Annotated in this window: 23 protein-coding genes and 2 pseudogenes; 6 read left to right on the top strand and 19 right to left on the bottom strand. The window is 41.3% G+C overall.

The window, feature by feature from the left end; translation table 11 throughout:
• Positions 1-10 precede the first annotated feature (10 nt).
• Both J5X96_RS05295 and J5X96_RS05290 read right to left on the bottom strand, forming a co-directional pair.
• On the bottom strand, positions 11-955 hold the full coding sequence (locus J5X96_RS05295; RefSeq protein ID WP_209362066.1) for a 2-hydroxyacid dehydrogenase: 945 nt from the start codon (positions 953-955) through the stop codon (positions 11-13).
• Positions 956-1,107: 152 nt separating this feature from the next.
• On the bottom strand, positions 1,108-1,674 hold the full coding sequence (locus J5X96_RS05290) for an anthranilate synthase component II (RefSeq protein ID WP_209362065.1): 567 nt from the start codon (positions 1,672-1,674) through the stop codon (positions 1,108-1,110).
• Positions 1,675-1,768: 94 nt separating this feature from the next.
• On the opposite strand from J5X96_RS05290, the gene J5X96_RS05285 reads away from it, so the two are divergent.
• A complete protein-coding gene (locus J5X96_RS05285) occupies positions 1,769-2,761 on the top strand; it encodes an aminodeoxychorismate synthase component I (protein ID WP_209362063.1) in 993 nt (330 codons plus the stop codon).
• Between the two features lie 2 nt (positions 2,762-2,763).
• On the top strand, positions 2,764-3,351 hold the full coding sequence (locus J5X96_RS05280; RefSeq protein WP_209362062.1) for an aminotransferase class IV family protein: 588 nt from the start codon (positions 2,764-2,766) through the stop codon (positions 3,349-3,351).
• A gap of 369 nt (positions 3,352-3,720) precedes the next feature.
• Here J5X96_RS05280 and hldE read toward each other — a convergent pair whose 3' ends face one another.
• Positions 3,721-5,151, bottom strand: coding sequence for a bifunctional D-glycero-beta-D-manno-heptose-7-phosphate kinase/D-glycero-beta-D-manno-heptose 1-phosphate adenylyltransferase HldE (hldE, locus tag J5X96_RS05275; protein WP_209362061.1), 1,431 nt, complete (start codon positions 5,149-5,151; stop codon positions 3,721-3,723).
• Between the two features lie 116 nt (positions 5,152-5,267).
• On the opposite strand from hldE, the gene J5X96_RS05270 reads away from it, so the two are divergent.
• Entirely contained in the window at positions 5,268-6,200 is a 933-nt protein-coding gene (locus tag J5X96_RS05270; RefSeq protein WP_209362060.1) for a Kdo(2)-lipid IV(A) acyltransferase, read from the top strand.
• A 95-nt stretch (positions 6,201-6,295) separates the two neighbouring features.
• On the opposite strand, the gene J5X96_RS05265 is transcribed toward J5X96_RS05270, so the two are convergent.
• From J5X96_RS05265 to fdnG, 3 genes are read right to left on the bottom strand one after another with little or no spacing between them, the layout of a single operon-like run.
• The gene (locus J5X96_RS05265) at positions 6,296-7,012 is read right to left on the bottom strand and encodes a formate dehydrogenase subunit gamma (RefSeq protein ID WP_033002614.1); all 717 of its coding nucleotides are present in this window, start codon (positions 7,010-7,012) and stop codon (positions 6,296-6,298) included.
• A complete protein-coding gene (fdxH, locus tag J5X96_RS05260; RefSeq protein WP_021616427.1) occupies positions 7,005-7,937 on the bottom strand; it encodes a formate dehydrogenase subunit beta in 933 nt (310 codons plus the stop codon). The genes J5X96_RS05265 and fdxH overlap by 8 nt, the downstream gene beginning before the upstream one ends.
• Position 7,938: 1 nt before the next feature.
• On the bottom strand, positions 7,939-11,022 hold the full coding sequence (gene fdnG / locus J5X96_RS05255) for a formate dehydrogenase-N subunit alpha (protein ID WP_245193441.1): 3,084 nt from the start codon (positions 11,020-11,022) through the stop codon (positions 7,939-7,941).
• Positions 11,023-11,297: 275 nt separating this feature from the next.
• On the opposite strand from fdnG, the gene fdhD reads away from it, so the two are divergent.
• Positions 11,298-12,107, top strand: coding sequence for a formate dehydrogenase accessory sulfurtransferase FdhD (gene fdhD / locus J5X96_RS05245; RefSeq protein ID WP_371812560.1), 810 nt, complete (start codon positions 11,298-11,300; stop codon positions 12,105-12,107).
• Between the two features lie 124 nt (positions 12,108-12,231).
• Here the strand turns inward: fdhD and J5X96_RS05240 are convergent.
• From J5X96_RS05240 to ung, 9 genes and pseudogenes are all read right to left on the bottom strand, one after another.
• Positions 12,232-12,391, bottom strand: a pseudogene (locus J5X96_RS05240) (IS200/IS605 family transposase); the annotation flags it as partial.
• Between the two features lie 304 nt (positions 12,392-12,695).
• Positions 12,696-13,631 (bottom strand): malate dehydrogenase, encoded by a 936-nt coding sequence (gene mdh / locus J5X96_RS05235; RefSeq protein WP_021616423.1) that lies wholly within the window; start codon positions 13,629-13,631, stop codon positions 12,696-12,698.
• 141 nt (positions 13,632-13,772) lie between these two features.
• Positions 13,773-15,110 carry a replication-associated recombination protein A gene (locus J5X96_RS05230; RefSeq protein ID WP_209362055.1) on the bottom strand — a complete coding sequence of 446 codons (1,338 nt, stop codon included), beginning with the start codon at positions 15,108-15,110 and terminating at the stop codon, positions 13,773-13,775.
• A gap of 12 nt (positions 15,111-15,122) precedes the next feature.
• Positions 15,123-15,740 carry an outer membrane lipoprotein chaperone LolA gene (gene lolA / locus J5X96_RS05225; RefSeq protein ID WP_209362053.1) on the bottom strand — a complete coding sequence of 206 codons (618 nt, stop codon included), beginning with the start codon at positions 15,738-15,740 and terminating at the stop codon, positions 15,123-15,125.
• A 221-nt stretch (positions 15,741-15,961) separates the two neighbouring features.
• Positions 15,962-16,927, bottom strand: coding sequence for a 6-phosphofructokinase (gene pfkA / locus J5X96_RS05220; protein WP_209362051.1), 966 nt, complete (start codon positions 16,925-16,927; stop codon positions 15,962-15,964).
• A 50-nt stretch (positions 16,928-16,977) separates the two neighbouring features.
• On the bottom strand, positions 16,978-17,898 hold the full coding sequence (locus J5X96_RS05215; protein ID WP_209362048.1) for a cation diffusion facilitator family transporter: 921 nt from the start codon (positions 17,896-17,898) through the stop codon (positions 16,978-16,980).
• Positions 17,898-18,458: a hypothetical protein gene (locus J5X96_RS05210; protein ID WP_209364774.1), complete on the bottom strand. Its 561-nt coding sequence runs from the start codon at positions 18,456-18,458 to the stop codon at positions 17,898-17,900. Before J5X96_RS05210 ends, J5X96_RS05215 begins: the two co-directional genes overlap by 1 nt.
• A gap of 5 nt (positions 18,459-18,463) precedes the next feature.
• Positions 18,464-19,240, bottom strand: coding sequence for a peroxide stress protein YaaA (yaaA, locus tag J5X96_RS05205; protein WP_209362046.1), 777 nt, complete (start codon positions 19,238-19,240; stop codon positions 18,464-18,466).
• Positions 19,241-19,271: 31 nt separating this feature from the next.
• On the bottom strand, positions 19,272-19,940 hold the full coding sequence (gene ung, locus J5X96_RS05200) for a uracil-DNA glycosylase (RefSeq protein ID WP_209362044.1): 669 nt from the start codon (positions 19,938-19,940) through the stop codon (positions 19,272-19,274).
• 285 nt (positions 19,941-20,225) lie between these two features.
• Between ung and grcA the strand changes: the two genes are divergently transcribed.
• The gene (grcA, locus tag J5X96_RS05195) at positions 20,226-20,609 is read left to right on the top strand and encodes an autonomous glycyl radical cofactor GrcA (RefSeq protein WP_209362042.1); all 384 of its coding nucleotides are present in this window, start codon (positions 20,226-20,228) and stop codon (positions 20,607-20,609) included.
• Positions 20,610-21,504: 895 nt separating this feature from the next.
• Here the strand turns inward: grcA and J5X96_RS05190 are convergent.
• Positions 21,505-21,987: a hypothetical protein gene (locus tag J5X96_RS05190; RefSeq protein WP_209362040.1), complete on the bottom strand. Its 483-nt coding sequence runs from the start codon at positions 21,985-21,987 to the stop codon at positions 21,505-21,507.
• Positions 21,988-22,015: 28 nt separating this feature from the next.
• Positions 22,016-23,104: pseudogene (locus J5X96_RS05185) on the bottom strand (IS1595 family transposase).
• Between the two features lie 232 nt (positions 23,105-23,336).
• Between J5X96_RS05185 and J5X96_RS05180 the strand changes: the two are divergent.
• Complete coding sequence (locus tag J5X96_RS05180; RefSeq protein WP_209362039.1) at positions 23,337-23,513, top strand: hypothetical protein; 177 nt, start codon at positions 23,337-23,339, stop codon at positions 23,511-23,513.
• Positions 23,514-23,599: 86 nt separating this feature from the next.
• On the opposite strand, the gene J5X96_RS05175 is transcribed toward J5X96_RS05180, so the two are convergent.
• Together J5X96_RS05175 and J5X96_RS05170 are read right to left on the bottom strand one after the other, a co-directional pair.
• Positions 23,600-24,391, bottom strand: a complete 792-nt coding sequence (locus J5X96_RS05175; RefSeq protein WP_209362037.1) for a hypothetical protein — start codon at positions 24,389-24,391, stop codon at positions 23,600-23,602.
• Positions 24,372-25,808, bottom strand: a complete 1,437-nt coding sequence (locus tag J5X96_RS05170; RefSeq protein ID WP_209362035.1) for a restriction endonuclease subunit S — start codon at positions 25,806-25,808, stop codon at positions 24,372-24,374. The genes J5X96_RS05175 and J5X96_RS05170 overlap by 20 nt, the downstream gene beginning before the upstream one ends.
• Positions 25,809-25,854: the final 46 nt, after the last annotated feature.

Here is a 25,854-nt window from a genome sequence, read left to right as displayed (position 1 = left end):
GAAATAAGAATTACCTACCGTGCATCACAAAATCTTCGATATTTTGTGCCACTTTATTGACTAACGTAGTGACCGCTGAATCACTCGCCCACGCAATATGCGGCGTGATTAATAAATTCGGCAAACGTTTTGCCGCTTGAATTAATGGGTTGTTCTTTTCCGGTGGTTCTTTGACCAACACATCCAAGGCAGCACCGGCAATTTTGCCGTTTTCTAGCGCATCTAATAATGCAGCTTCATCCACCAATGGGCCTCGCCCGGTATTGATGAGATAAGCGGTCTGTTTCATTAATGCCAACGTTTCCGCATTGATTAAATTTTTTGTGGTGTCGGTTAATGGGCAATGCAGCGTAACAATATCCGCTTGTTTCAATACGGTTTCAAATTCAGTGTAGCCTTCACGAATATGACTTGCGCCTTTGTGTTCCGCATACAACACGTTCATGCCCAATAATTGCGCCAAACGCCCCACTTCTGTGCCTAAACAACCTTTACCAAATACACCTAACGTCGCGCCACGCACATCCGTTATCGGGTAATCGGTGTAGCAGAACTGTCCGCAGGTGGCCCAACGATCAGAGGTCACTTGATCGCGATGATACCCAATAAGGCTATGTTTTAATGAGAAAATCATGCCCAATACATGCTCCGGCACGGCCACACTGGAATAACCGGGCACATTTTTTACGGCAATGCCGAGGTCTTTCGCAGCGTCTAAATCAATGTTGTTGGTACCGGTCGCCGTAATGGCGATGAGTTTTAATTTTGGTAATCGGCTTAATAATTCTCGGTCAAACACCACTTTGTTGGTCACCACAATATCGGCGTCTTTGGTGCGTTCAAAGGTTTCCTCCGGCAAAGTGCGGTCATATTCCGTCCAAGTGTGTGGAAAGCTTGGGCGTGGAATATCATGGCTTGCGGGAATACTGGTACGATCGAGAAAAACAATGTTCATCAAAAACTCCTTTAGTTTCACAACGTTTGAATATAGCGTCTAACCTTAAAGAAGCCCTTGCGCAAAAACAAGGGAGAGAAAGGATTTTTGTGATTTGTGTGATCCCGATCTAAAAAACGTAGCGAAAAAGCACCGCACTTTGATGGCGATTCTTAAGATTCCTGCAACCAATTTCGCAAAATTTGCTCACCATATTCCGAAATATAGGATTCTGGGTGAAATTGCACCCCGTAAATCGGCAACGTTTTATGCTGCATAGCCATAATGATGTTGTCATCACAACGGGCGGTAATTTGCAATGCGCTTGGGAAATTCTGCTCATTTACCGCCCAAGAATGATATAAGCCAATTTGAAAGGCCTGAGGCATATCTTTAAAGAGAAGGGATTCCGCCACACACTGCAACCGCTTGGCTTGCCCATGACGTGGGAACGGAAGATTATGTAATTCTGCGCCAAAAAATTCGCATAACATTTGATGCCCTAAACACACGCCCAAAATAGATTTGCTGTGCTGATAACGTGCCAGCAAGTCAAATAATATTGGATAAGCGCGTGGTACATCCGGGCCGGGAGAAATCAATAAATGAGAGAAATCGCCCACGGCATCTAAATCTAAGTCTTCGATATTGACCACTTGAAATGGCACATCCAAACGACGGATGAGATCCACTAAGTTGAACGTAAAAGAATCGTGATTATTGATGATCAGTAACGACATAACATCTTTCTCTGAGGGCTAAGTAGGCGGTGAAGTATATAATTTTATGGCAATTTAAGCTAAAATTTTCGCCGATTTTTCACGAGATAATGTTATGTGGCAAGATTTTATTCAACAAGTAAACAGATTTGGCGAAGCGAAAACGCCCTTCTTCTTTTTAATCGATTTTGAGCAACAAAAACCGATATTGTGTCCGTTAAATGAAATGGCTGAACAAGGGATTTTCGTCCAATTTCCAGACTATACCAACGTGAATTGGCGGGAAGATTTGCCGCATAAAACATCGCCGATGCCACCTTTTTATTTACATAAACAGCCAATGGATTTTGCCGCCTATCAAAAAGGCTTTGATTTGGTACAACAGGAACAGCACTTCGGCAATTCCTATTTGCTGAATCTGACCTACCCGACACCGATTGAAACCCATTATTCACTACGCCAATTATTCCAACAGAGTCAAGCGAAGTATAAATTGTTGTTCAAAGATCAATTTGTGTGTTTTTCACCGGAATGTTTTGTCAATTTATACGACAACCAGATTTTCACTTATCCGATGAAAGGCACCATTGATGCCACGCTACCCCATGCCCAAGCCACCTTGCTCAACAATCAAAAAGAGCAGCGAGAACATTACACCATCGTGGATTTAATGCGCAATGATTTAGCCACCGTCGCTGAAAACATTCAAGTGACTCGCTTTCGTTATGTGGAAGAAATCCAAACCGAACGTAGTGCCATTTTGCAAACCAGTTCTGAAATTCGTGGTGAATTGGCAGAAAACTGGCAGAAAGAAATCGGCTCTCTTCTTGCCAAACTGTTACCCGCCGGATCGATCAGTGGCGCCCCAAAAGAAAAAACCGTACAAATTATTCAACAGGCCGAACAACAACCTCGTGGCTATTACACCGGTATATTCGGTATTTTTGACGGTGAAAAATTACAAAGTGCGGTGGCAATTCGTTTTATTGAAGACACAGAAAAAGGCTTTGTTTTCCGCAGTGGCGGTGGCATTACCATTCAAAGTGACGCACAAGAAGAATATCAAGAATTGATTCAAAAAGTGTATGTGCCGTTACAGAGGGCTTAACCATGGAATTTCCTTTATTTGAAACCCTTGCCATCGAACAAGGCAAAATCCGCAATATCGCACTCCATCAACAACGCTACGAACGCAGTTTACAGGCGTTTTATGGCAAACAAAGTGCGGTCGTTTTTCCTCGCATTTTTCAGCTTACCGAACATATTCGTGTACCACTCGAACTGGCTACCGAACCGCTGATTCGCTGCCGAATCGATTACAACGCCGAGCAGATTCAATGCCGTTATTTTCCTTACCAGCGTAAACATTATCGCACCTTTAAACCGGTTATCTGCGACCACATTGACTACGGCTTGAAATTCACTGACCGCACTTTATTAAACGAATTACTCGCGCAAAAAGGCGATTGCGATGAAATCATGATCATCAAAAACGGGCATGTCACCGATTGCACTATCGGCAACCTTATTTTCCGCCAAGGCACACAATGGTTCACGCCCGACACGCCACTCCTTGAGGGCACCCAACGGGCGACATTATTAGCCCAAGACCGTATAAAAGTGCGGTCGATTTTAGCCACGGATTTGAGTTTGTTTGAAGAAATCAGGTTGCTCAATGCGTTGAATGGATTGGAATAGCAATCCGCACGTAAAACGTGCGGTTTTTAGGCTCCCCTATAAGGGTCTATACTTCACAAGCCCCTCAAGAGGCTTGTGAAAACTGGTCACCGTGTTTATTTTCATATCACTATTTTAGTGAATCGTAGCGTGCAACTTGTTGCACGAAATCATGAATACCCGAAAGAGTTAAATAACGTTCCGTGCGTAATTTGGTCGTGCATCAAGATGCACGCTACGCATGAAATCGTGAATTACGCATCGAGGTTAATTATTCGTGCAACAAGTTGCACGCTACGAGGGGTTAAATAAAAAAATCTGCATCTTAATTCGTTGGAAGTGACTCCGACTTTTGGGGTGCAGATTGTAAATTACGCTTTTTTGTTTGTGTTATTTTTCCAAATGCTTAATTTTCTTGATCACGTTCGATGTGGAAAAACCATTTTCAAAATTCAGCACTTTCACCTCGCCACCGTTTGCCCAAACTTCTTGACTACCGGCAATGTCTTCTGGTTTATAGTCACCGCCTTTCACCAATAAATCCGGCAAGATTTCACCAATTAAACGTTGCGGCGTATCTTCATCAAAGGCAACCAGCCAATCCACAGAAGAAAGACCGGCAAGCACTGCCATTCTCGACGCTAAAGGATTAATTGGTCGTTCTTCCCCTTTTAAGCGTTTTACCGATTCATCCGTATTCACAGCCACAATTAAACGGTCGCCTAGCTTACGGGCATTTTCTAAATAAGACACGTGACCAGGATGCAAAATATCAAAGCACCCGTTTGTCATCACGATTTTCTCGCCACGATCTTTTGCCAATTTAACGGCTTGTTTCAATTCAGCCTCGGTCATCACACCAAAACCGGTTGTCGTTCGCCCATGAATCGCATTTTCCAACTCGACGGTTGAAACGGTTGATGTGCCCAATTTACCCACCACAATACCGGCGGCCACATTGGATAAATAACAGGCCTCTTCAAAACTACGACCATCCGCTAACGCGATTGCAAGCACACTGATCACCGTATCGCCTGCCCCTGTCACATCAAAGACTTCTTTAGCCTCTGTCGGCAAATGAAATGCCGGTTGATTTGGACGCAATAAGGTCATGCCTTTTTCAGAACGTGTCACCAAAAGTGCGGTGAGATTGATGTCTGAAATGAGTTTCAGCCCCTTGTCGATAATCTCTTGTTCAGAATGACATTTCCCCACGACTGCTTCAAATTCCGACATATTCGGTGTTAGCAAGGTTGCACCGCGATAACGTTCAAAATCCGTCCCTTTCGGATCGATCAATACCGGCACATTGGTATTGCGCGCAATCTGAATCATTTTTTGTACATCATTTAAGGTGCCTTTGCCGTAATCCGAAAGCACTAAAGCACCGTAATTTTTGACCGCACTTTCTAATTTTTGTAATAACGCTTCACTGGTTACATTTTGAAAATCTTCTTCAAAATCAAGACGTAAAAGCTGTTGATGACGAGATAAAATACGTAACTTGGTAATCGTTGGATGGGTGGATAATTGGACAAAGTTACAATCGATTTTTTGTTGTTGCAATAATGCCGTCAATGCTGCCCCAGCCTCATCCTGACCGGTCAAACCAAGTAACTGTACCGGCACATTTAATGACGCAATGTTCATCGCCACGTTTGCTGCACCGCCTGCACGTTCTTCATGTTTCTGAACGCGTACCACCGGCACCGGTGCTTCCGGCGAAATTCGATTGGTCGCACCAAACCAATAGCGATCTAACATCACATCGCCTAATACCAAAACTTTTGCCTGATTAAATTGTGCAGAATATTGAGCCATTTGATTTTCTCTTAACTGATTGAAATAAAAATTTCGCTAATATTACCACAGCAAAAATGCTATTTCCCCAAAATTCCGTTAAACTAAAAACCTATTGAAGTCACCCTGTAATCCTTATGGCAAAATCTGTTCTTCCGACATTTAAAATTGAATTTCTCCATCCCAAACACTGGGGCTTTTGGCTCGCACTCGGCATTTTCCGCTTAATTCTACTTCTGCCCTACCCTATTTTATGCAAAATTGGCAATGGATTAGGTTGGCTCTTTACGAAAACCGGTGTGGGCAAACGTCGCGCTAAGATCGCGAAACGCAATCTGGAGCTTTGCTTTCCTGACTGGTCTGAACAACACATTTATCAGATTTTACACGCCAACTTACGCGCCACCGGAATGGCGATTATTGAAACAGGTATGGCGTGGTTTTGGTCTGATCGTCGTATAAAAAAATGGTCTAAAATTGAAGGAGTTGAGTATTTAAAAGACAATCTGGCAGACGGCATTATTTTCGTTGGCGTACATTTCTTAACGCTGGAATTGGGCGCTCGCATTGTCGGTATTCATCAACCGGGGATTGGGGTTTATCGCCCTAACGACAATCCATTATTTGATTGGCTTCAAACACAAGGGCGACTACGTTCCAATAAATCGATGCTGGATCGTAAAGATCTCCGTGGCATGATTAAGGCGATACGAAATGGCGATATTATTTGGTATGCACCGGACCACGACTATGGTCGAAAAAATGCCGTTTTCGTGCCGTTCTTTGCGGTTCCTCATGCTGCAACAACAACCGGCAGTTATTACTTATTAAAGTCTTCTCCAAACAGTAAAGTGATTCCTTTCGCGCCACTTAGAAACGCAGATAATTCCGGTTATACGGTCACCATCTCTCCGCCTGTGGATTTTTCTGATTTGCATGATGAAACTGAAATTGCAGCAAGAATGAATCAAGTGATTGAAAAAGAGATTATGAAGGGGGTTGAACAATATATGTGGTTACATCGTCGTTTTAAGACACAACCGAATGAAGAAAACCTCTATAGTGAATAAACTTTAACAATATTTCTCATAAAAAAAGTGCGGTTAAAATCCATTTTGTTTTTTAACCGCACTTTGTTTTATGTGTTGATTGATGTCTGTTCTAGTTAGCCATTAATGCCTTTGAACAATGCTTTGGCTTTCACTTGCTTACCTTCAGCTTCATTTTTCAGGTCTTCTTCAAGTTTAGAAAGCACTTCTTCACGATACCATTTCGGGTGGTGTTTTTTCGCCCAGCGAACAGTTACCCAACCCTCAACAATGCCACGAATGGAACCTTTCACCCAAAATGCCATATACATATGCACTAAGATACCGGTGAACAACATGAATGCACTCGCAGAGTGAAGAAGAATCGCAATTCTCAATACTGGGATAGAGAAATAATGCGAGAAATATTGACGCCACATAATAATGCCGGTCACAAGCAAGGTTACCATTGCCAAATTTAATGTCCAGAATAACATTTTTTGACCCAGGTTATACTTGCCGTTATCAGCAACAGCGTGCTCATTTCCCTTTAAGACTTCCAACATCCCTTTTGCCCAACGAATATCGTTCTTCTCCGGAATATTATGATCCCAGTAAAGATAGCCAAGATAAATAAAGGCAAAGAACATTAAGATACCGGTGAACGGGTGGATTGCCCGAGCTAATTGCGGTGTCCCTAAAATCTCAGTTAGCCACGCAAAGTCTGGGAAGAAAAATGCCACACCGGTGAACATCGTCATAAAGAAGCAAATAACAAGTAGCCAGTGGCTTAAACGCGCAGGCGTTCTATGACGAATGATTCGAGTATCATTGCTAATCTCAATCTTACTCATCTTTGCCTCCTTTGTCTGCTTCTTCAAATTCATGGTGATGATCTTCCACATCTTCTTCTACGTTTGGACCCACCGTTAAGTAGTGACCAATTTCAGCCAAGGCTAGACCGCCCATGGCAACCGCAGCAACCGGTTTCAAGATATCTTTCCATAAAGTAATACTTGGGTCGATTTGCGGATCTTTCGGAAGACCGGAATACAATTCAGGTTTATCCGCATGATGTAACACATACATCACGTGTGTGCCACCCACGCCTTCCGGATCGTAAAGACCGGCATTTTCATAGCCACGTGCTTTAAGATCAGCGATGCGTTTTTCCGCATAGACTTTCATTTCTTCTTTAGAGCCGAAACGAATTGCACCGGTCGGACAGGTTTTCACACAAGCCGGTTCTTGTCCCACAGAAACACGGTCAACACAAAGGGTACATTTGTACACACGATTGTCTTCCGGATTCATACGTGGAATGTTGAACGGACAGCCTGCGATACAGTAACCACAACCAATACATTTATCAGATTGGAAATCCACAATACCGTTTGCATATTGGATAATTGCACCCGGTGCCGGACAGGCTTTTAAGCAGCCCGGCTCTTGGCAGTGCATACAGCCATCTTTACGAATTAACCATTCTAAACGATCGTTTTCTTCTACTTCGTTAAAGCGCATCACTGTCCATGCTTTTGCATTGAGATCTACCGGGTTATCGTAGATCCCCACACATTGTGCATTAACGTCAGAACGAATATCATTCCATTCTGAACAACCCACTTGACAAGCTTTACAACCAATACAGGTTGTTACGTCAATGAGTTTTGCCACTTCAACTTTATGATCACGCGCACGCGGTGCCGGCGTTAAACCGGACGTTGCGGAGATCTTAATAATATCTTGCGTTTGAACGCCTTGAGCAGTTCCTGCCATATTATGCCTCCGCCTTTTCGATATTTACCAAGAATGTTTTGTATTCCGGTGTTTGCGTGATTGCCTCACCCCAAGATGGTGTTAAGGTATTAGTAGAGAATCCACGGTTACCTTTACCATTTAAGGCTTTCATATTCCAGTGAATTGGAAGGCCTACATGGTGTACGGTACGTCCATCGATTTCTAAATCTTTCAAACGTTTCGTTACTACTGCAACAGCTTTAATATAGCCACGGCGAGAAGTAATTTTCACCATATCACCTTTTTGGATGCCTTTTTCTGCCGCCAATTTTTCACCGATTTCCACAAATTGTTGTGGTTGTGCAATGATATTTAACGCAGATTGTGCCGTCCAACTGTGGAAATGCTCGGTTAAACGGTAAGTGGTTGCCACATATGGGAAATCTTTATTTGAGCCGATAAATTCACGGTCTTCTTTATAAATACGAACAGTCGGATCAGAGACCACTTTCGGGTGCAATGGGTTCGTATCAATCGGACTTTCGATCGGTTCATAATGCTCAGGCATTGGACCATTTGCAATTTTATCTACCGCAAATAAACGCCCTACACCTTCTGCGGACATAATAAATGGACCGGTGTCGGAACCTGGTGGTTGTGTGCCATAGTCGGCGACATCAAACCAGTTCCAGTTTTTACCATTCCATTTAATTAATTGACGGTGTTTATCCCAAGGATTACCGTTAATATCCAATGAAGCACGGTTATAAAGAACACGGCGGTTTGCCGGCCATGCAAAGCCCCAGCCTAAAGTACAGCCTAAACCGGATGGGTCAGAGTTATCACGGTTTGCAGTTTGGTTACCTTTTTCTGTCCACTGACCGGTATATAACCAGTTACCGGCAGAGGTTGTACCGTCATCACGCAAGTGTGCAAAGCCACTGAGTAATTGACCTTTTTTGTACATTAAATTGCCGTTAGCATCATACAGATCTTCAAGTGCATAACCATTTAATTCTTTGGCTAATTCTTCCGCACTTGGTGAATGAGGAATACCATAATTCCATGTCATGGCTTCAAAAGATTCAATACCGCGACCGCCTTCTTTCTTATAGAGCTCGTGCATTTCTTCACGAATCATCGAAAGAATATCCACATCCGGTAATGCTTCGCCCGGTTGGTCGCAAGATTTTTCATGCCATTGCGCCCAACGACCAGAGTTGACAATAGAACCGTCTTCTTCTGCGAAACAAGTGGTTGGCAAGCGGAACACTTCTGTTTGGATTTCAGCAGAATTCACGTTATTTGATTCGCCAAAGTTTTTCCAGAATTCAGAAGACTCAGTTTGAAGCGGATCCATCACGATTAAGTATTTTAATTTGCTCATACCGGCAACGGTTTTGTTCTTGTTCGGTAATGAGTTTAATACATTGAAACCTTGTAAGATCCAACCGTTTAACTTGCCATCATTCATTAACTTAACATTCGTGATAGGGTCGTATAAGCGGTCTGCTTTTGGCAAGAAATCGAAACCCCAACCGTTTTCTTTGGTGGCTTTATCACCATAGAACGTTTTCATCATACTCACGAAGAATTTCGAGGTATTACGATAATAGTTTACTTGGTTTGGTACGATATCTTTCGGTGTAATCGCATTGATATACTGCTCATAAGAGGTATCTTTGTCGTTTGGTAAACGCATATAACCCGGTAAAGACATCGGCAATAAGCCCATATCCGTTGTACCTTGTACGTTGGAATGTCCACGTAATGCATTAATACCACCACCCGGCATACCCATATTACCTAGGAGCAATTGGATCATCGCCATAGAACGAATATTTTGCGTACCGATTGTGTGCTCGGTAAAGCCTAACGCATATAAGTGCGTCATGGTTTTATTCGGTGCAGAGGTTTTACCAATTTCTTCACAGATTTGTAAGAAGGTTTTTTGTTTCACACCGGTAATACGTTCAACCATTTCCGGCGTATAGCGAGAAACGTGATCTTTCAAGATATTAATCACACAGCGTGGATCTTGTAAGGTCATATCACGTTTAGCATGGCCATTTTCGTCGAATTGGTAGTTCCATTTAGATTTATCGTAAGCGTGTTTTTCTTCATCGAAGCCCACAAATAAACCATCTTCAAATTTGAAACCTTCATCCACTAAGAAGGACGCATTGGTGTAGTGTTTAACGTATTCGTGTTGAATTTGATTGGTTTCCAATAAGTAACGGATCACACCCATTAAGAATGCAATATCAGAACCGGAACGAATTGGTGCATGAAAGTCAGCAACAGAAGCTGTACGGTTAAAGCGTGGATCAACCACGATGATTTTCGCACCGTTTTTCTTCGCTTCAATTGCCCAACGGAAGCCAACAGGGTGGGCTTCAGCAGGGTTACCCCCTTGAACAAGAATAAGATTGGCATTTTTGATGTCAACCCAGTTATTTGTCATGGCACCGCGACCAAATGATGGAGCAAGACTTGCTACCGTTGGTCCGTGTCAAGTATTCGCTTGGTTACACATCGGCACCATGCCCAACATCCGCACCCATTTATGAGTCAGTAGTGCGGCCTCGTTGCTCATGGCGGAGGCGGTCATAATCCCTGTGGTTGTCCAACGGTTAACCGTTTTGCCACTCGCATCTTTTTCAACGAAGTTGGCATCACGGTCATCTTTCATTAGACGGGCAATGCGTTTAATTGCATCTTGCCAAGAAATGCGTTCCCATTTATCGGAACCCGGTGCACGATATTCAGGGTATAACGCACGGCTTTCACTATTGATATAGTCTAATGCACCGGCACCCTTCGGACATAATGCCCCACGGCTGACCGGATGATCAGGGTCACCTTCGATATGGAACAATTTAGAGCGGGTATTGGTTGAGGTATGACCGCTTAATGTATTAGATGGAATACCTGTACTATACATCAACATACCGCAGCTTACGGCACAATATGTACAGGTTTGACGCGATTCTTTCGCACGCAATAGTTTGTATTCGCGTGGTGCAGCTAAGGCTGTGGACGGTGCAAAACCTAACATCGCAACGGATGTTCCGGCCATACCGCCAGCACAGACCTTGAAGAATTTTCTTCTTGAGATCTGCATAAATACTCCCCACAATCAACAAAACTTGTTGTTGATCTTTGTTTAATGTTTAATAGTTATAAATCACATTTGAGTAGATAACTTAGTCATCGATTTTGTTAAAATAGTATTACAATTAAACGCCACCGAGACTAAACCTAACGTAACAAGAGATACGACCTATCTATTCGTTAGCGTGCGCTAGAATACCTATTTTTCAAACATAAATCTATAATCACTAATAATTAAAAGGACAAAAAAAATTGAGTTGGATCACAAAAAGAACAATTAATTTTATCAAAAATTTAACAAATCCGGCGACATCGGACAGTGACATCATCGTCACCGAAAGGCAGGATACCTTGGCGAAAGAAGTGCCTGTTGCTCTCGTGTATAACGACATCGCCCATACCGTCATGATGTGTTCACCACGAGATTTAGAGGATTTTGCCATGGGCTTTTCCCTCACAGAAGGCATTATCGACAAGCCGGCGGATATTTATGGCATTGATATCGAGGAAGTGTGTAACGGTATGGAAGCCAGAATTGAACTGGCAACCCGCTGCTTTGTGGCATTGAAAGACCATCGGCGTACTTTAACCGGACGCACCGGTTGTGGCATTTGTGGTGCGGAACAAATCCAACAGGTTTACAAAAACATCAAAAAATTAGACCGCACTTTAACGGTGAATGCCAACCAATTAGATGGGTGCTTGCAACAATTATATGAGGCACAAGAACTCGGCAAGCAAACCGGTTCCACACATGCCGCGGCATTTTTTTCTGCAGAAGGGAAAATACTCGCCATTCGTGAAGATGTCGGTCGCCATGTGGCATTAGATAAATTATTGGGATGGCACGCTAAAGCTGACAAGCCACGGGGTTTTATCGTTGTCACCAGTCGCGCCAGTTATGAAATGGTGCAAAAAACCGTTTCTTGTGGTATTGAAATGCTTGTTGCGATTTCTGCCGCAACGGATTTAGCCGTACAAATGGCAGAACAATATAATCTAACCCTTGTTGGGTTCGCCCGAGAAGGTAGAGCAACGATCTATAGTGGCAAAGAAAGATTGCTGACGCCCCTTCCCTCCTCTGTTCACGCATAAAATTTATCAATAACAATCCGCACGTAAAACGTGCGGTTTTTAGGCTCCCCTATAAGGGCCTATACTTCACAAGCCCCTCAAGGGGCTTGTGAAAACTGACAGCCGTGTCTAATTACTTCCTTGACTACCCCTTAAAGGGGTCAATATGTTCTTTCGTTGATAAATTATCTTGAACCATATCTTCTTTTTCTTGATTCCTTAATATAGATCTTCACAACTTTTGTATTTAAGCCCACGATGCTGACAAAAAATCCTTTCACTCGGAAATGTCTATTTTCATATCTCTATTTTAGTGAATTGTAGCGTGCAACTTGTTGCACGAAATCGTGAATGCCCGAAAGGGTTAAATAACGTTCCGTGCGTGATTCGGTCGTGCATCAAGATGCACGCTACGAGGGGTAAATAATCCTCCTATATGTTGAATTTTGGTTGTCAGCCTTGTTCATTATATAGCGAGGATTTTTTTGTTCATCGCTTAAGCTATTTGTCTCCATACGCATAGCGTATGGTTTTTATAGCCAGACTTTGCCTGGCTATAAAAAAATCCCCCGCACTTTTCAGCTTGGGGGATGTTTGTTTTTGACCAAATTATGAATTCACGAATTTTTCGCCTAATTCAATATCTGCACGTAATGTCGGCAACATCGCATCTAACGCTTGTTGCTCAAATGCGCTGAGTTTACCAATTGGCAGAATTTCTTCTACACCTTCTTTACCGAAACGAACCGGTTGAGCAAAGAAGCGAGCATATTTGCCATCGCCTTCCACATAGCTACATTCAACCACCGTTTCGCCTTGTAATCCGCGTACTACCGCATTGGCAAAACGTGCCGCAGCTTGAGCCATGGATAAGGTTGCAGAACCGCCACCGGCTTTAGCATTCACCACTTCAGTACCAGCATTTTGAATACGTTTGGTTAATGGTTCAATTTCTTCCTCTTTCCATTCTGCGTATGGCACTTGAGATAACAAAGGAAGAATGGTCACGCCGGAGTGTCCGCCAATCACCGGCACGGTTGTACGATAAACGTTTAAGCCTTTTAATTCGGCAACAAAGGTTTCAGAACGAAGCACGTCTAATGTGGTCACGCCAAATAATTTACGTTTGTCATAAACTCCGGCTTTTTTCAAGACTTCTGCTGCAATCGCAACGGTAGTATTTACCGGGTTGGTAATGATCCCAATGCACGCTTTCGGACAGGTCACTGCGACTTTTTCAATTAAGTTGCGTACGATGCCTGCGTTAATGTTGAATAGATCTGAGCGATCCATTCCCGGTTTACGTGCTACGCCGGCAGAAATTAGCACGACATCCGCGCCTTTTAATGCAGGTGTCGGATCTTCACCGGCAAAACCTTCCACTTTAACCGCGGTCGGAATGTGGCTGACATCCACAGCAACGCCCGGAGTTACCGGTGCAATATCATAAAGTGATAGCTCGGAACCTGCCGGCAACTGTAGTTTCAGCAATAATGCTAATGCTTGACCGATACCGCCTGCGGCACCTAAAACTGCAACTTTCATTTCATTCTCCTCATGTCGTAAGAAATAGATAGTTAAAAATTTGTAAAAATTGTACGCTCCCCTATTTTTAAATTCAAACAGGCAAATGCAAATCTGTGAGCAAATTCAAATTTTTTCTGCAAATACAAAGAGGAAAACCGCTTAATAACGTTTTTGCTGACTCCGCACATCCTGTTCCAGCAACCAGTCCAACTTCTCCTTAATCTTAATTTCCATCCCTCTTGTCGTCGGAAAATAAAATTGCGTGTCTTTAAGTTCTGGCGGGAAGTAATTTTCACCGGCAGCGTAGGCGTTGGGTTCATCGTGGGCATAGCGATATTCAGCACCGAAACCGAGGTCTTTCATGAGATTGGTTGGGGCATTGCGGAGGTGTTCCGGCACATCAAAATCAGCCGATTCAGTCGCCAGTTTTTTCGCGGCTTTAAAAGCAAGGTAAACCGCATTGCTTTTTGGTGCAACGGCTAAATACACGATAGCTTGCGCAATGGCGCGCTCACCTTCAGCGGCACCGACACGGGTAAAACAATCCCAGGCGGCAAGGGCGACTTGCATCGCACGCGGATCGGCATTGCCCACATCTTCCGAGGCAATCGCCAACAAACGGCGTGCCACATAAAGGGGATCACCTCCGGCAGTGATAATGCGGGCATACCAATAGAGTGCCGCATCCGGTGCGGATCCGCGAATGGATTTATGTAGCGCAGAAATGAAATCGTAGAATCGGTCGCCTTGTTTGTCGAAGCGTGCTTGGCGTTCACCTAAGATTTCCGTGAGTAAAGTGCGGTCTAACATTTTGCCGTTTTTCGATTCGGCCGCCATGTCCACCATCATTTCCAAACAGTTCAATGCAAGGCGCGCATCACCGTTGACATATTCTGCCAAAAGCGACAACAAATTTTCCTGCAAATCTAACCGCACTTTGCCCAAGCCGTTTTCCGAATCGTCGATCGCTTGTTGCAACACACGCTCAATTTCCTGCGTGGAAAGCGGTTTGAGAATATAAACCCGTGCGCGGGAAAGCAGTGCGTTATTTAATTCAAAGGAAGGATTTTCTGTGGTGGCACCGATAAAAATAATGGTGCCATCTTCAATATGAGGTAGGAACGCATCTTGCTGGCTTTTATTGAAACGGTGAACTTCATCCACAAACAAAATGGTGCGCAAACCCGCCAATTTATTTTGTTTGGCTTTTTCGATAGCTTCGCGAATTTCTTTAATGCCGCTGGTGACGGCGGAAATACGCTCCACTTCAGCCTGAATGCGTTGCGCGATAATTTCGGCCAACGTGGTCTTGCCGGTGCCGGGTGGCCCCCAGAAAATCATGGAATGAACATAGCCTGCCTCAATCGCTTTACGCAACGGTTTCCCCTCGCCCAACAAATGAGACTGGCCACAATATTGCGCCAACGTAGTTGGGCGCATTCTGGCGGCTAAAGGGCGAAAGTCATTTTCGTTAAAATCAAAGCTAAAGTTAGACATGGTTCAATTCGCTTATTTTTTACGTTGGTCGTCTAATTCTATGCCCTTTGGAACGGTGAATTTAAACAAACTGCCATCTAAATTTTGGTTGGTAATATTACGCAAAATATATTGATTAGACTGTCCATCTTTTTCAATGGTACTAAACCCTTTTAATACGCCGTTTTGATCGATACGAATATCAAATTGCTTGATATTGCTGTTTTTGGCTTTCGGTTTTAACACGAACGTGTCATCTTTTTGTTCTACCGAATATTGCGCCCAATGGCTTTTATCATTGCTGGTGAGCAACACGAACGGTGTATTATTCACGGCATCTTTTACCCAATTGGCCGTCACTTGTTCCACAAACGGGTCATAAAACCAAAGGGTTTTCCCATCGGCAATAATTTGGGTTTCTTGCGGTGATTTGGTGTCCATGCGGAACAAATTCGGACGTTTGATTCGTAATTTGCCGTTGCCTTGTTGTACGTTGCTGCCGTTTGCCGACATCACCGTTTGGGCAAAATCCGCACTCAATACACTCACTTTATTTAAGCGATTCTGTAACTCAATATCGGCATTTGCCCAAGCCATAGATGCCATCGCAAAAAGAGAAAGTGCGGTGAGTTTTTGGCGTATTTTTTTCATAACATAATTCCTTTTTAACACAATGCGTCAGGAAGACGGAATTACCGCCAACGCAGTTTTACACGTGGCGCATTATAGCCAGAACACCTGACGAAATGCAAAATCAGCAATGCACTTCTTGTGCGTTCACACAGATTCAGATTGACATAAAACAAAAAGTGCGGTCAAAAAACACCATGAATTTTAACCGCACTTTGACGTTCTCAAATACGCGATTGAGCTTAGTCTAAACGTTTGAACATTTTTAACCAATCTGCTTTAAATTCACGGCGCATATTATTGATCGCATCGATAATATCGTGGTGAACCAGCTGTTCATTTTGAATCCCAACGCAATAGCCGCCTTTACCTTGCAGCAACAAGTCAATCGCATAAACGCCCATGCGGGAGCCGAGGATACGGTCGAAGGCACAAGGCGAACCGCCACGTTGGATATGACCTAAAATGGTGGCGCGGGTTTCATGGTGAACGCGTTCTTCAATTTCTTTTGCTAACTCATTCACATCACAAATTAACTCGGTAATCGCAATAATCGCATGGCGTTTACCTTTAATGATGCTGCGTTCAATTTGGCGAATCAGTTCTTCGCGGTTAAATTCCACTTCGGAAGCCACGATATATTCACAACCGCCGGCAATCCCTGCGGAGATCGTCAAGTCGCTACAGTGGCGGCCCATGATTTCTACGATGGAAATACGTTGGTGGGAACTGGAGGTATCGCGTAAACGGTCGATCGCTTCAACTGCTGTTTCTAAGGCAGTTTGGTAGCCGATGGTATAGTCGGTGCCGGCAACGTCGTTATCGATTGTCCCCGGAATCCCAACGCATGGGAAACCGTGTTCTTCGGTCAATAATTTCGCCCCCATGTAGGAACCGTCCCCGCCGATAACAACGAGAGCATCAATGCCGTGAGAACGTAAAATATCGGCGCATTTGGCGCGGACCTCAGGATTTTTAAATTCCGGAAAACGGGCAGAACCTAAACAGGTGCCGCCGCGGTTGATAATGTCAGATACGCTATAACGGGTTAATTGCTTAATGTTGTTGTGGTATAAGCCATAATAGCCGTCATAGATACCATAAACTTCTAACCCTTCAGACAACCCTGCTCGAACCACTGCGCGAATTGCCGCGTTCATGCCCGGAGCGTCGCCGCCACTTGTTAGTACTGCAATTTTTTTGATCATGCGTTATTCCTATTAAAATATAAAAGAATGAATGTTAAAAACTGTATAAATTATATCACTTTTTTATCTAACTGCATTTCCTGTTGCACAACAAATGTGGGTTCCGGATGAATCACAATATCACTGCGCGGAAATGCCTTACATAGGCAACGTTCCAAATGTTCGGTGATATCATGGGCTTCAATAAAAGACAGTTCATCAGCTAATTCTAAGTGAAATTGAATAAAGCGAATGGCACCGGAACGACGGGTGCGTAGCGCATGGAAACCGAGCATTCTTGAATCTTGAGCAATTTCTTGATTAAGTACGGCGTGAATTTGTTCAATTTCCTCCGGCGGCAACATTTGATCAAGCAATAACTGTGTTGAACTAAACAGCATTTTGGCTGCATTTAATAAAATATAAAGGGAGATTAAAATCGCAAAAACTGCATCTGCCCATAAAATACCGTGCACACTTAAGCCTAAGGAAATCAAAATGGCAAAGTTCATCAGCAAATCTGTTTGATAATGCAACCGATCCGCTTTAATTGCCGGGCTATCTGTTTGTTCAATTACGCGTCCTTGATACCACACTAATAATAGTGTTGCAAAAATGGAAAATACAGTGACCAACATACCCAGTATTGTATTGTTCAAGGGTTGCGGTGAATTAAAACGGTGTATGCCTTGCAGTAACAGGAAAATCGCCGAACCGGAAATAAACGCACTTTGCACCAAAGAAGCCAGGGATTCCGCCTTACCGTGCCCAAAAGAGTGATTATGATCCGCAGGCATTAAAGCGAAACGCAAAATCAGCATGTTCATGAACGAAGCCAATAAATCCAACATGGAATCGGTAATCGAGGCCAACATACTCACCGAACCCGTTTGCCACCAAGCGATGCCTTTCGCGATAATCAAAATTAACGCCGTGATAATGGCAAAATTGGCCGCTTTTTTGACTTGCGCGGAATATTCTACAGCAGACATTAAGCTTTACACGATAACAGCCAATCGGCTTTCATTAACTGTTTCATTTCTTTTTCCACCACATATTTTTTCAGGTGGTTAATAACCCGTTTTCCGTTCATATTCATCATCTTATGATTTTTAGGAATCTTTAATGAATATTGATATTGCACAAAGCCACAAAACGGCAGCTCTTTGCCTTTCGCCACATCAATTTGCCAATCTTTATTTTCTACAGAAGGCTCATAAATCACATAAGCATAAAGCGTATTATCCTGAGCATAGAGGTGGAAATTTTTTATCCCGGTGTTGGTATAAATCCGTTTACGCCAGTCAATACGTTCCTGTAAAGTGCGTTTTTGTTTATTACGATCTAACAAAATTTCCACCGCACTTTGCCAATCCTGTGCGCTTTCGTTCGGTAAGACATAAAAATAACGAACGACCGACTCCAGATCCTGTTTTGTGGCTAAATGGTAGGTTTTCTTGTTGTGCTCTACCGTTTCAGGCGCATTAAGTTGCGGTGGGCTAACACAGGCCGATAAAAAAAGTGCGGTCAAAATAACAAGTGTTTTTTTCATCATGTTTATTCCGCCAAATCCCGTTTAAAGACAAATTCCGTTTTAGTAGATGCCGCGCTGTCAAACCAGTAGCCACCAAGGTCGAATTCCTTGAGCTGTTCTACCTCGCTAAGGCGATTTTGAATGAGGTAACGACACATTAAGCCGCGTGCCTTTTTAGCATAGAAGCTAATCACTTTATACTTGCCATTTTTGTTATCTAAAAATACCGGTTTAATGATGTTAGCTTTGAGGTTGTGTTCTTGTACCGATTTGTAATATTCATCAGATGCCAAGTTAATGAGTGTACCGTTTTGTTGATCGATCGCTTGTTGCAATACCGGCGTAATGACATTGTGCCAGAACGCATATAAATCCTTGCCTTTCGGGTTGGCTAGTTTTGTCCCCATTTCCAAACGGTATGGCTGGATTAAATCTAATGGTGTTAATAAGCCATATAAGCCGGATAAAATACGCAAGTGTTGCTGGGCAAATAACACGTCTTCTTCGTTGAGGGATTCAATCTCTAATCCGGTGTAAACATCGCCTTTAAACGCATAAACCGCGGCTTTGGAATTGTGTTCGTTATGGTTTTGTTGCCATTCGGCAAAACGGGCTGCATTAAGTCCCGCGAGTTTATCGCTAATTGACATTAATGAACCGATGTCTGCCGGTGTCAGCTCACGGCAAATATTAATCAGTTGCTGGCTTTGCGCTAAAAAGTGCGGTTGAAAATGCGGGAGTTTTTTAGGGACTCCGCTTTCAAAATCTAATGTCTTCGCAGGTGAAATAATGGCTAACATAAACAATCCTGTAATGGTTCTGATAACAACGCTAAAGCGCGCTTAATTGCCAATTAATCGGGGCAATACCCTGTTGTTGTAAATAGGCGTTGGCTTTCGAAAAATGGCGGCAGCCGAAAAAGCCACGATGGGCAGACAGTGGCGACGGATGCACGCTGGTTAAAACACAATGCTTGTGGCGATCAATGAATTGCCCTTTTTTCTGTGCCGGGCTACCCCATAATAGAAAGACCAGATTTTCGCGATGTTGATTCAAGGCTTCAATCACTTTATCGGTGAAAATTTCCCACCCCCAATTGGCGTGGGAATGGGCTAAACCCTGCTCTACGGTTAAAACCGAGTTAAGCAATAACACGCCTTGCTGTGCCCATTCCACTAAATAACCGTGATTCGGCACCTGAAAGCCTTCAATGTCATCGGACAATTCTTTATACATATTTAACAAGGACGGTGGCGGTTTGATACCGGGTTTAACGGAGAAAGACAAGCCATGCGCCTGATTTGGCCCGTGGTAAGGATCTTGCCCTAAAATCACCACTTTGACTTGATCAAATTCGGTTAACTTGAACGCGTTAAACACATCATGCGCCGGCGGATAAATGATTTTACCGGCCTCCCGTTCTGCGTGAACTCGCTGCAAAACGTGCTGGAAATAAGGCTGTTGTTTTTCTTGTCCAATCACATCTGTCCAAGTTTTCATCATGGCGTCCCAATCAATTTTGAATGACGGAAATTATAAAGAACCTAAGGCAAAATTCATAGCCATAAGTTGCCTTTCTTAGTTTCTAAGATGTAAGAAAAATATCTCAATTCTGTGAAATGCTAGAGAAAAATGACGCAATATTCTTGATTAAAATCAAATACCTCAAAATAATTAAAAAAAGACTTTGGTTCTACATCAAATTTATTTGAAAACTTCAAAAGTTTTGATAGAATCCGCTCAGTTCAATTAATATACAGAAAAGCCAAACTTAGGAGGCATTTTATGATTAAAGGTATCCAAATTACCCACGCTGCTAACGACAATCTTTTAAACTCTTTCTGGTTGTTAGATAGCGAAAAAGGTGAAGCACGTTGTTTATGTGCAAAAGGTGATTACTCAGAAGATCAAATCGTAGCAGTAAGCGAATTAGGTCAAATCGAATACCGTGAATTACCGGTAAACGTTGCACCAACTGTGAAAGTAGAAGGCGGTCAACACTTAAACGTGAACGTATTACGCCGTGAAACATTAGAAGACGCTGTATTACATCCGGAAAAATATCCACAATTAACCATTCGTGTTTCCGGTTACGCCGTGCGTTTCAACTCTTTAACACCTGAACAACAACGCGACGTTATTACTCGTACTTTCACTGAAAGCTTGTAATTTCATATTGAGTAAAAAGAACCCCCGATAAATTCGGGGGTTTTGCTTTTTTCCCCCATGTTTTCCGATCATTCAGTATGACCGCTTGGGCAGTGAAAATAAACGGAAAGTATAGGGTGCCGTCAGAAACGAAACTTACGTTTAATCCGTGGGTAATAAATTACCCATGGTTAGACATAGTTGCTCACTTTTGGGGAACTTGCAGTTTGTAAAATAATTATGGATATGAAACCTTATGTTTAAGAAAAAATCAATAGCGTTAAACCATGATGCATTTTCTATTCCTGAAGATGATCTATTAGTTACTGACGCACTTGTTGGCTAGTATGCCATAGTTATGCCGCCCCCCACAAACCGAAGACACAAAACAGGTGTGAACGTGTTAAATTTCCACCGCTCTTTTTAACCCTTGAATTTACAATCCAAGTGCAACAAACGAATGAAACCCGTCCCAATTTGGTCATTGTGAACGTGAAGCCGTCGGAAAATGAGAAATTTAAAGCCATGGTGTTGCCGGAAATGACGTAATCCCTGAAAGTGGAGCCGGGTGTGCCGGTGATGTATGTCACTACGGTGAAAGAACAACCGAATCGTTGGGTGTTCTTTGAAATCTACGCCAACGATGGGACTTATACGGCACACCGATGAGATGTTGCAGGATAAGCAAAGTATCGAAATCCGTCCGACCTATTTGGACTACAAAGGCAGATTGGTTTTTAATGTAAGTGGCAGATAAGCTTGCACAAACGTAAAAAGTGCGGTCGAAATTCACGGTATTATGTAGCAGTTGCACAAAGACCAAAATTTAAACAAAACTGCACAAAAATGCCCTTATTTCGATAAGGGCATTGTTTTTACTATAATTGTATTTTACAGAATTCTGCTCATTTTTCCATTACTCGCTTTTCGGTTTTCTTCTAAACAATTTTTCACGTTGCTCCTCTAATAGCATTTGTTCCATTATCGCAGGATAGGCTTGCTCGCAAAGTGTAATATATTCTGGTTGGGTAAGGTGTTCCCTAATTTTAGTCGGGCAACGTAGATAGATTTTATCTTCTGCAAAACTACTAATAATAGAAAGCATCTGATAAGGTTTCCCATCTTCGGTTTCAAACACTTCATCGGTAAATTGCATTTCAAATATCGCCACGACTACCTGATTATTAGCGATTTCATAGGCTCCATAAAATATCAATGGATTACGGGGTAAAGTACCGACTTCTTTCGCAAGTTCTCGCAAATTGTGATAGAACAATAGATAGGCATCATCTTTTACGTTTGAATACATCTGAGCCAGTTCTCGCATAAAGGTTTTGAAGGTTTCATAGTCCATCTTTTTTAAATCCACATTAAGTGGCGTGTGTGTCATGGTTTCCATCATTGTTCCTTATGTTGTTTTAAATTATTTAGGCTACGGCTAAATATTGGTTATCGTTTGAGGCTTCCAAACATAAACTTTCCAATCCAAATTTTGCCGTAGGTTTCTTATTTCCCTGCCAGTAGCCAGTTAAATCTCGTGAAGGTCTGGTTTTTAAACAGCGTTTTAGTACGTTGTCGAATTTGTCTTTATCTGACTGGTAACGAAAATCCTCACGCTATGCGGTTTCATTCGCATAGTGCATCATGTAATTATTTCCCATCTTATGATACACACCCATAATCATTCTTCTAAATCTTGCAAAGAAGGATTCAGCTAGGTTATTGGTGGTGCCATCAATCGAGCAATATTCTTGCGAATGGTTTACGCGACATAAGTCATAGTAAAATGCCAAGCCATCATAAGCAGGATTTTCATCAGCACAAATTGTAGATTTTGGTGCGACTAAGCGATGTGTTAAAGCAAACATATCATCAGCATTTTCCTCTTTAACTAACGCAACGAGTGTGCGGTCGGCTCCTTTTGTTATTTCCTGATTTGCAGCTTGTTGACGGAAAACCATAACGCAGGATTTATCTTTACGTTGGTGACATCTCTTACGTCTATCAATTCGCTTATGTTTAAAATTTTTGGGGCGAAGGTAGTTATTCACATAACAACCATTAATATGAATAATGCCTGTGAGTGGTGTGTAATCTTGCGTTTTTTCAACTGCTTCACGGAATTTATGTAGTAATGCCCATGACGTTTTATATTGCACGCCAATATGACGAGATAAGTTAAGCGCAGAAATCCCTTTACTATTGATAGTGAAATAATAAACCGATAACAGTAGCTTTTTTAGGGAAAGTTTAGTGTGCTGAAAAATCGTACCACTTTTTACAGAAAAACGATGTTGGCAATGTTTGCACTGCCATTGCTTACGAGAAGAAATAAAATAGGCTTTATGCTCAATCTGGCAACGAGGGCATTCAACCGTGTAAAAACAATGAGAATTTCCCCAACGAGCATTTTTCAGAAAGATAAGGGCTTCACTATCAGATAAATCATAGATCGCAGAGATAGATAAATTGCGATAGGCAGAAAGTAATTGTGGTGGCGTTTGCTTCTTTTTCATTTATTTGTTCAACATTCATAATTAGCTCCTGACTTATTGCTTTATGCCCAATAAGTCGCGTTTCTCTTGTTAAATTGGTTGAACAAATTAAATATAAAAAAAGCAAACGAGAAGATTTGCTTAAAAGTGGGAATATTCTAGTTCAAAATTTACTTAGTTTGCAATAAAAAGATGCCCTTTAAAGCTCTTATCGCCATCACTATAACAGCAAGAATATTGATTAATTAAGGTTATGAGCTATGTGAATTTCCTTGTGTTGCAAGGTGTTAGCCAAACGCTGGAAATGAGAAATCGCCCACTTGAAAATCTTAAGTCAGCTCAAAGCGTTTGGGTTTTGAATACCTATGAACACTACAAGGAAATCATGCTAGAAATCAATAAACCGAAAGGCATAATGCTTGCCAGTTAGCCGAGTAATTGGCTTAGTGATTTACTGGGGCTTACTAAAAGTATTGAGCAAGACTATTATAAATGTATTCACACAACAATTTTATATTAAAGTCCAATAACTAATTGTCTCATTACTCTATACGCCGCTTCGTAAACTTTATTTGTATCTTTATCAGGGGCAATTTCCCCGTGAAATAAAGCATTTCTTAAATTATAAATTATTTCTAAAGTAGCTTTATAAATTAAATCTTCATTATCAATAAACTGATATTCTCCAATCTTTAAATAAGGCTCAGATTTTGTTAATAATGAAATCTTTTTTCTTGGATTAGCTTCTTCAAAAATTCCATTGATCTTACGTTTCTGAGAATCACTTAAACATTTAAATTCTTTGTCACAATTAAAATGCGCTAAATCATACTCGTTGTGAGTGTAGCATAATACAGTTTTTTTACTTGAATTCTTCACTGTGGCAGTGACTCTTTTTATACCAACTCGTTCTAATTCAATATGAACGTGATATGAAATATTTCTATTATAATAGTTTTGTGTTAAATTTTTTTTATCTAGCTCTACCATAAATTCTTCAAAATATAGTCTATCTCCGCCATATACTATATGATTATTTAATAAAAAATAATGGAAGTGAGCGAGATTATTTTTAAAGTACGAGCTATCTTCATTATTTCCATTTAGTAAACTTAAAAATCTCTTCCTAAATAAGCATTCTGGAGATGATTTTATTTGATTAATGGCTTCTCTATCTGTTTTTAAGTTAGGATAAGAATTTTTATACCAAGCATTAAATGAAATCCAACTTTTAACAAAATATGTGAAGTAATCTATATCAGATAATGACTTCCATTTTTCTATATTATCAGTGTACATTGCAGTCATTAGTTTGTTTTCCTTTTATAAAATCCAAAGCTGATTCTTGATCTTTTTCAATTGCTAACTCAACAGCTTTCTTAGCTTTTTCTAACAATCCTTTACTCTTAATACGTAAGTAATTAGATTGTCGGATTAAATCGGCGATTTGGGTTTGAATTTTCTCTTCTACATTTGGAATAACAATTTGTTTAATATCGTTTGCAGAAATATTTGTTTGAACGCCACCAGTTCCCATACGCTCTAATTGATATTTTCCGATAATCGAATTAATGATGAGCGGCAATACCTCGACATTAATATTTTGAGGAGAGATTCGCATGATTCTTTGATTTACTACCGCATTTACACCTTTAGGCACTTTACAAGAGTTTCCAATAGTACCGGACATTGATATTAGTATGTCATTTTCATTTGCAACATCTTTAGGACTTAAACTAATATCTCCTTGTGGAATCAACATAGCATTAGATATATCTAATGTGCCATTCCCGATATTATTAATTCGGATTAAAGGGATTCCCGTTTCTGTATATGTCTCACTTTTGTAAGCAAAACCAGTTGAAAAATCTTTAATAAAATAATCTAAGGTATTATATCCTTTAGGATAGCTCTTGATTTTATCTATCAATTTTTCATACTTTTCCTGATAAAACTCCGCATCCAGCCTACCCGATGTACCGAAACTGTCGGCAAAGGATTTGATATTGATCGTTTGTGAAGGTGGATTGAAGTCTTTTAATTTTAAAGTGTCTAGTAGCAGTAGTTCTGCTTGTCTATACATACTTTTAGCTTCAAGTTCTAAATCAAATACTTTATCTACTAATGATGAAATTTCATAAATGAAGTCACTTTCAAATTTAGGAACATATAAACTTCTAATTGCAGCCTTATCAATTGTTAAAGGAACTGTCCCATTAATTTTTCTATTGATAATTTTTAAACCAAAATTTGTATTAAAGTAAATATAAAGAAATTTTTCATTTATACATGAATTTTCATTTGTTCTAATTAAGAACAAATTCATTCCTAATGATGTTGGTCTATTTAAATATGGCATTAAATAAGATTTACCTGGCGTTCCTATCTTATTTATAAGCAATTCACCACCAAAAACTTGGCTTTTAGATAAAAAGTTATAGGCTTTTTTTGTTATATATTTAACATTATCTGAAAAATTATTTATTTCTAGGTCTGTCGTTCTAACCATATAAGCAAAATTAGGCTCATCTAACAGTTCAAAAACTTCAGATATGGCTTCATAACTTCCATTTGCATGAAAATCAGTCAATACTGAAATCTCATCTTTTAGTACGATATTAGGAATAGATTTAATTTTTCTATAAGCGGAAATATATTCCTTCATAAAAAATTCATCATCTATTCTAAACTTTTCATTATCTAGTATGATTTCTGAAAATAGCACTTCTTTTACCTCCAGCCCCTCCAACAGTCGCTGGTATTTCGCAGCA

Origin of the sequence: Aggregatibacter sp. 2125159857 (assembly GCF_017798005.1) — a bacterium.
Taxonomy (GTDB): Bacteria; Pseudomonadota; Gammaproteobacteria; order Enterobacterales; family Pasteurellaceae; genus Aggregatibacter.
This window is presented reverse-complemented; position numbering and strand designations above follow the sequence as displayed.

Coding starts and splice junctions, on each gene's coding strand:
- J5X96_RS05210 (WP_209364774.1), bottom strand. CDS start 18,458: ATGAAAAAAACACTTGTTATTTTGACCGCACTTTTTTTATCGGCCTGT.
- J5X96_RS05280 (WP_209362062.1), top strand. CDS start 2,764: ATGGAATTTCCTTTATTTGAAACCCTTGCCATCGAACAAGGCAAAATC.
- pfkA (WP_209362051.1), bottom strand. CDS start 16,927: ATGATCAAAAAAATTGCAGTACTAACAAGTGGCGGCGACGCTCCGGGC.
- J5X96_RS05295 (WP_209362066.1), bottom strand. CDS start 955: ATGAACATTGTTTTTCTCGATCGTACCAGTATTCCCGCAAGCCATGAT.
- J5X96_RS05285 (WP_209362063.1), top strand. CDS start 1,769: ATGTGGCAAGATTTTATTCAACAAGTAAACAGATTTGGCGAAGCGAAA.
- grcA (WP_209362042.1), top strand. CDS start 20,226: ATGATTAAAGGTATCCAAATTACCCACGCTGCTAACGACAATCTTTTA.
- J5X96_RS05230 (WP_209362055.1), bottom strand. CDS start 15,110: ATGTCTAACTTTAGCTTTGATTTTAACGAAAATGACTTTCGCCCTTTA.
- J5X96_RS05190 (WP_209362040.1), bottom strand. CDS start 21,987: ATGGAAACCATGACACACACGCCACTTAATGTGGATTTAAAAAAGATG.
- ung (WP_209362044.1), bottom strand. CDS start 19,940: ATGAAAACTTGGACAGATGTGATTGGACAAGAAAAACAACAGCCTTAT.
- J5X96_RS05290 (WP_209362065.1), bottom strand. CDS start 1,674: ATGTCGTTACTGATCATCAATAATCACGATTCTTTTACGTTCAACTTA.
- fdxH (WP_021616427.1), bottom strand. CDS start 7,937: ATGGCAGGAACTGCTCAAGGCGTTCAAACGCAAGATATTATTAAGATC.
- yaaA (WP_209362046.1), bottom strand. CDS start 19,240: ATGTTAGCCATTATTTCACCTGCGAAGACATTAGATTTTGAAAGCGGA.
- J5X96_RS05175 (WP_209362037.1), bottom strand. CDS start 24,391: ATGACTGCAATGTACACTGATAATATAGAAAAATGGAAGTCATTATCT.
- J5X96_RS05180 (WP_209362039.1), top strand. CDS start 23,337: ATGAGCTATGTGAATTTCCTTGTGTTGCAAGGTGTTAGCCAAACGCTG.
- hldE (WP_209362061.1), bottom strand. CDS start 5,151: ATGGCTCAATATTCTGCACAATTTAATCAGGCAAAAGTTTTGGTATTA.
- lolA (WP_209362053.1), bottom strand. CDS start 15,740: ATGAAAAAAATACGCCAAAAACTCACCGCACTTTCTCTTTTTGCGATG.
- J5X96_RS05265 (WP_033002614.1), bottom strand. CDS start 7,012: ATGAGTAAGATTGAGATTAGCAATGATACTCGAATCATTCGTCATAGA.
- J5X96_RS05270 (WP_209362060.1), top strand. CDS start 5,268: ATGGCAAAATCTGTTCTTCCGACATTTAAAATTGAATTTCTCCATCCC.
- J5X96_RS05215 (WP_209362048.1), bottom strand. CDS start 17,898: ATGTCTGCTGTAGAATATTCCGCGCAAGTCAAAAAAGCGGCCAATTTT.
- mdh (WP_021616423.1), bottom strand. CDS start 13,631: ATGAAAGTTGCAGTTTTAGGTGCCGCAGGCGGTATCGGTCAAGCATTA.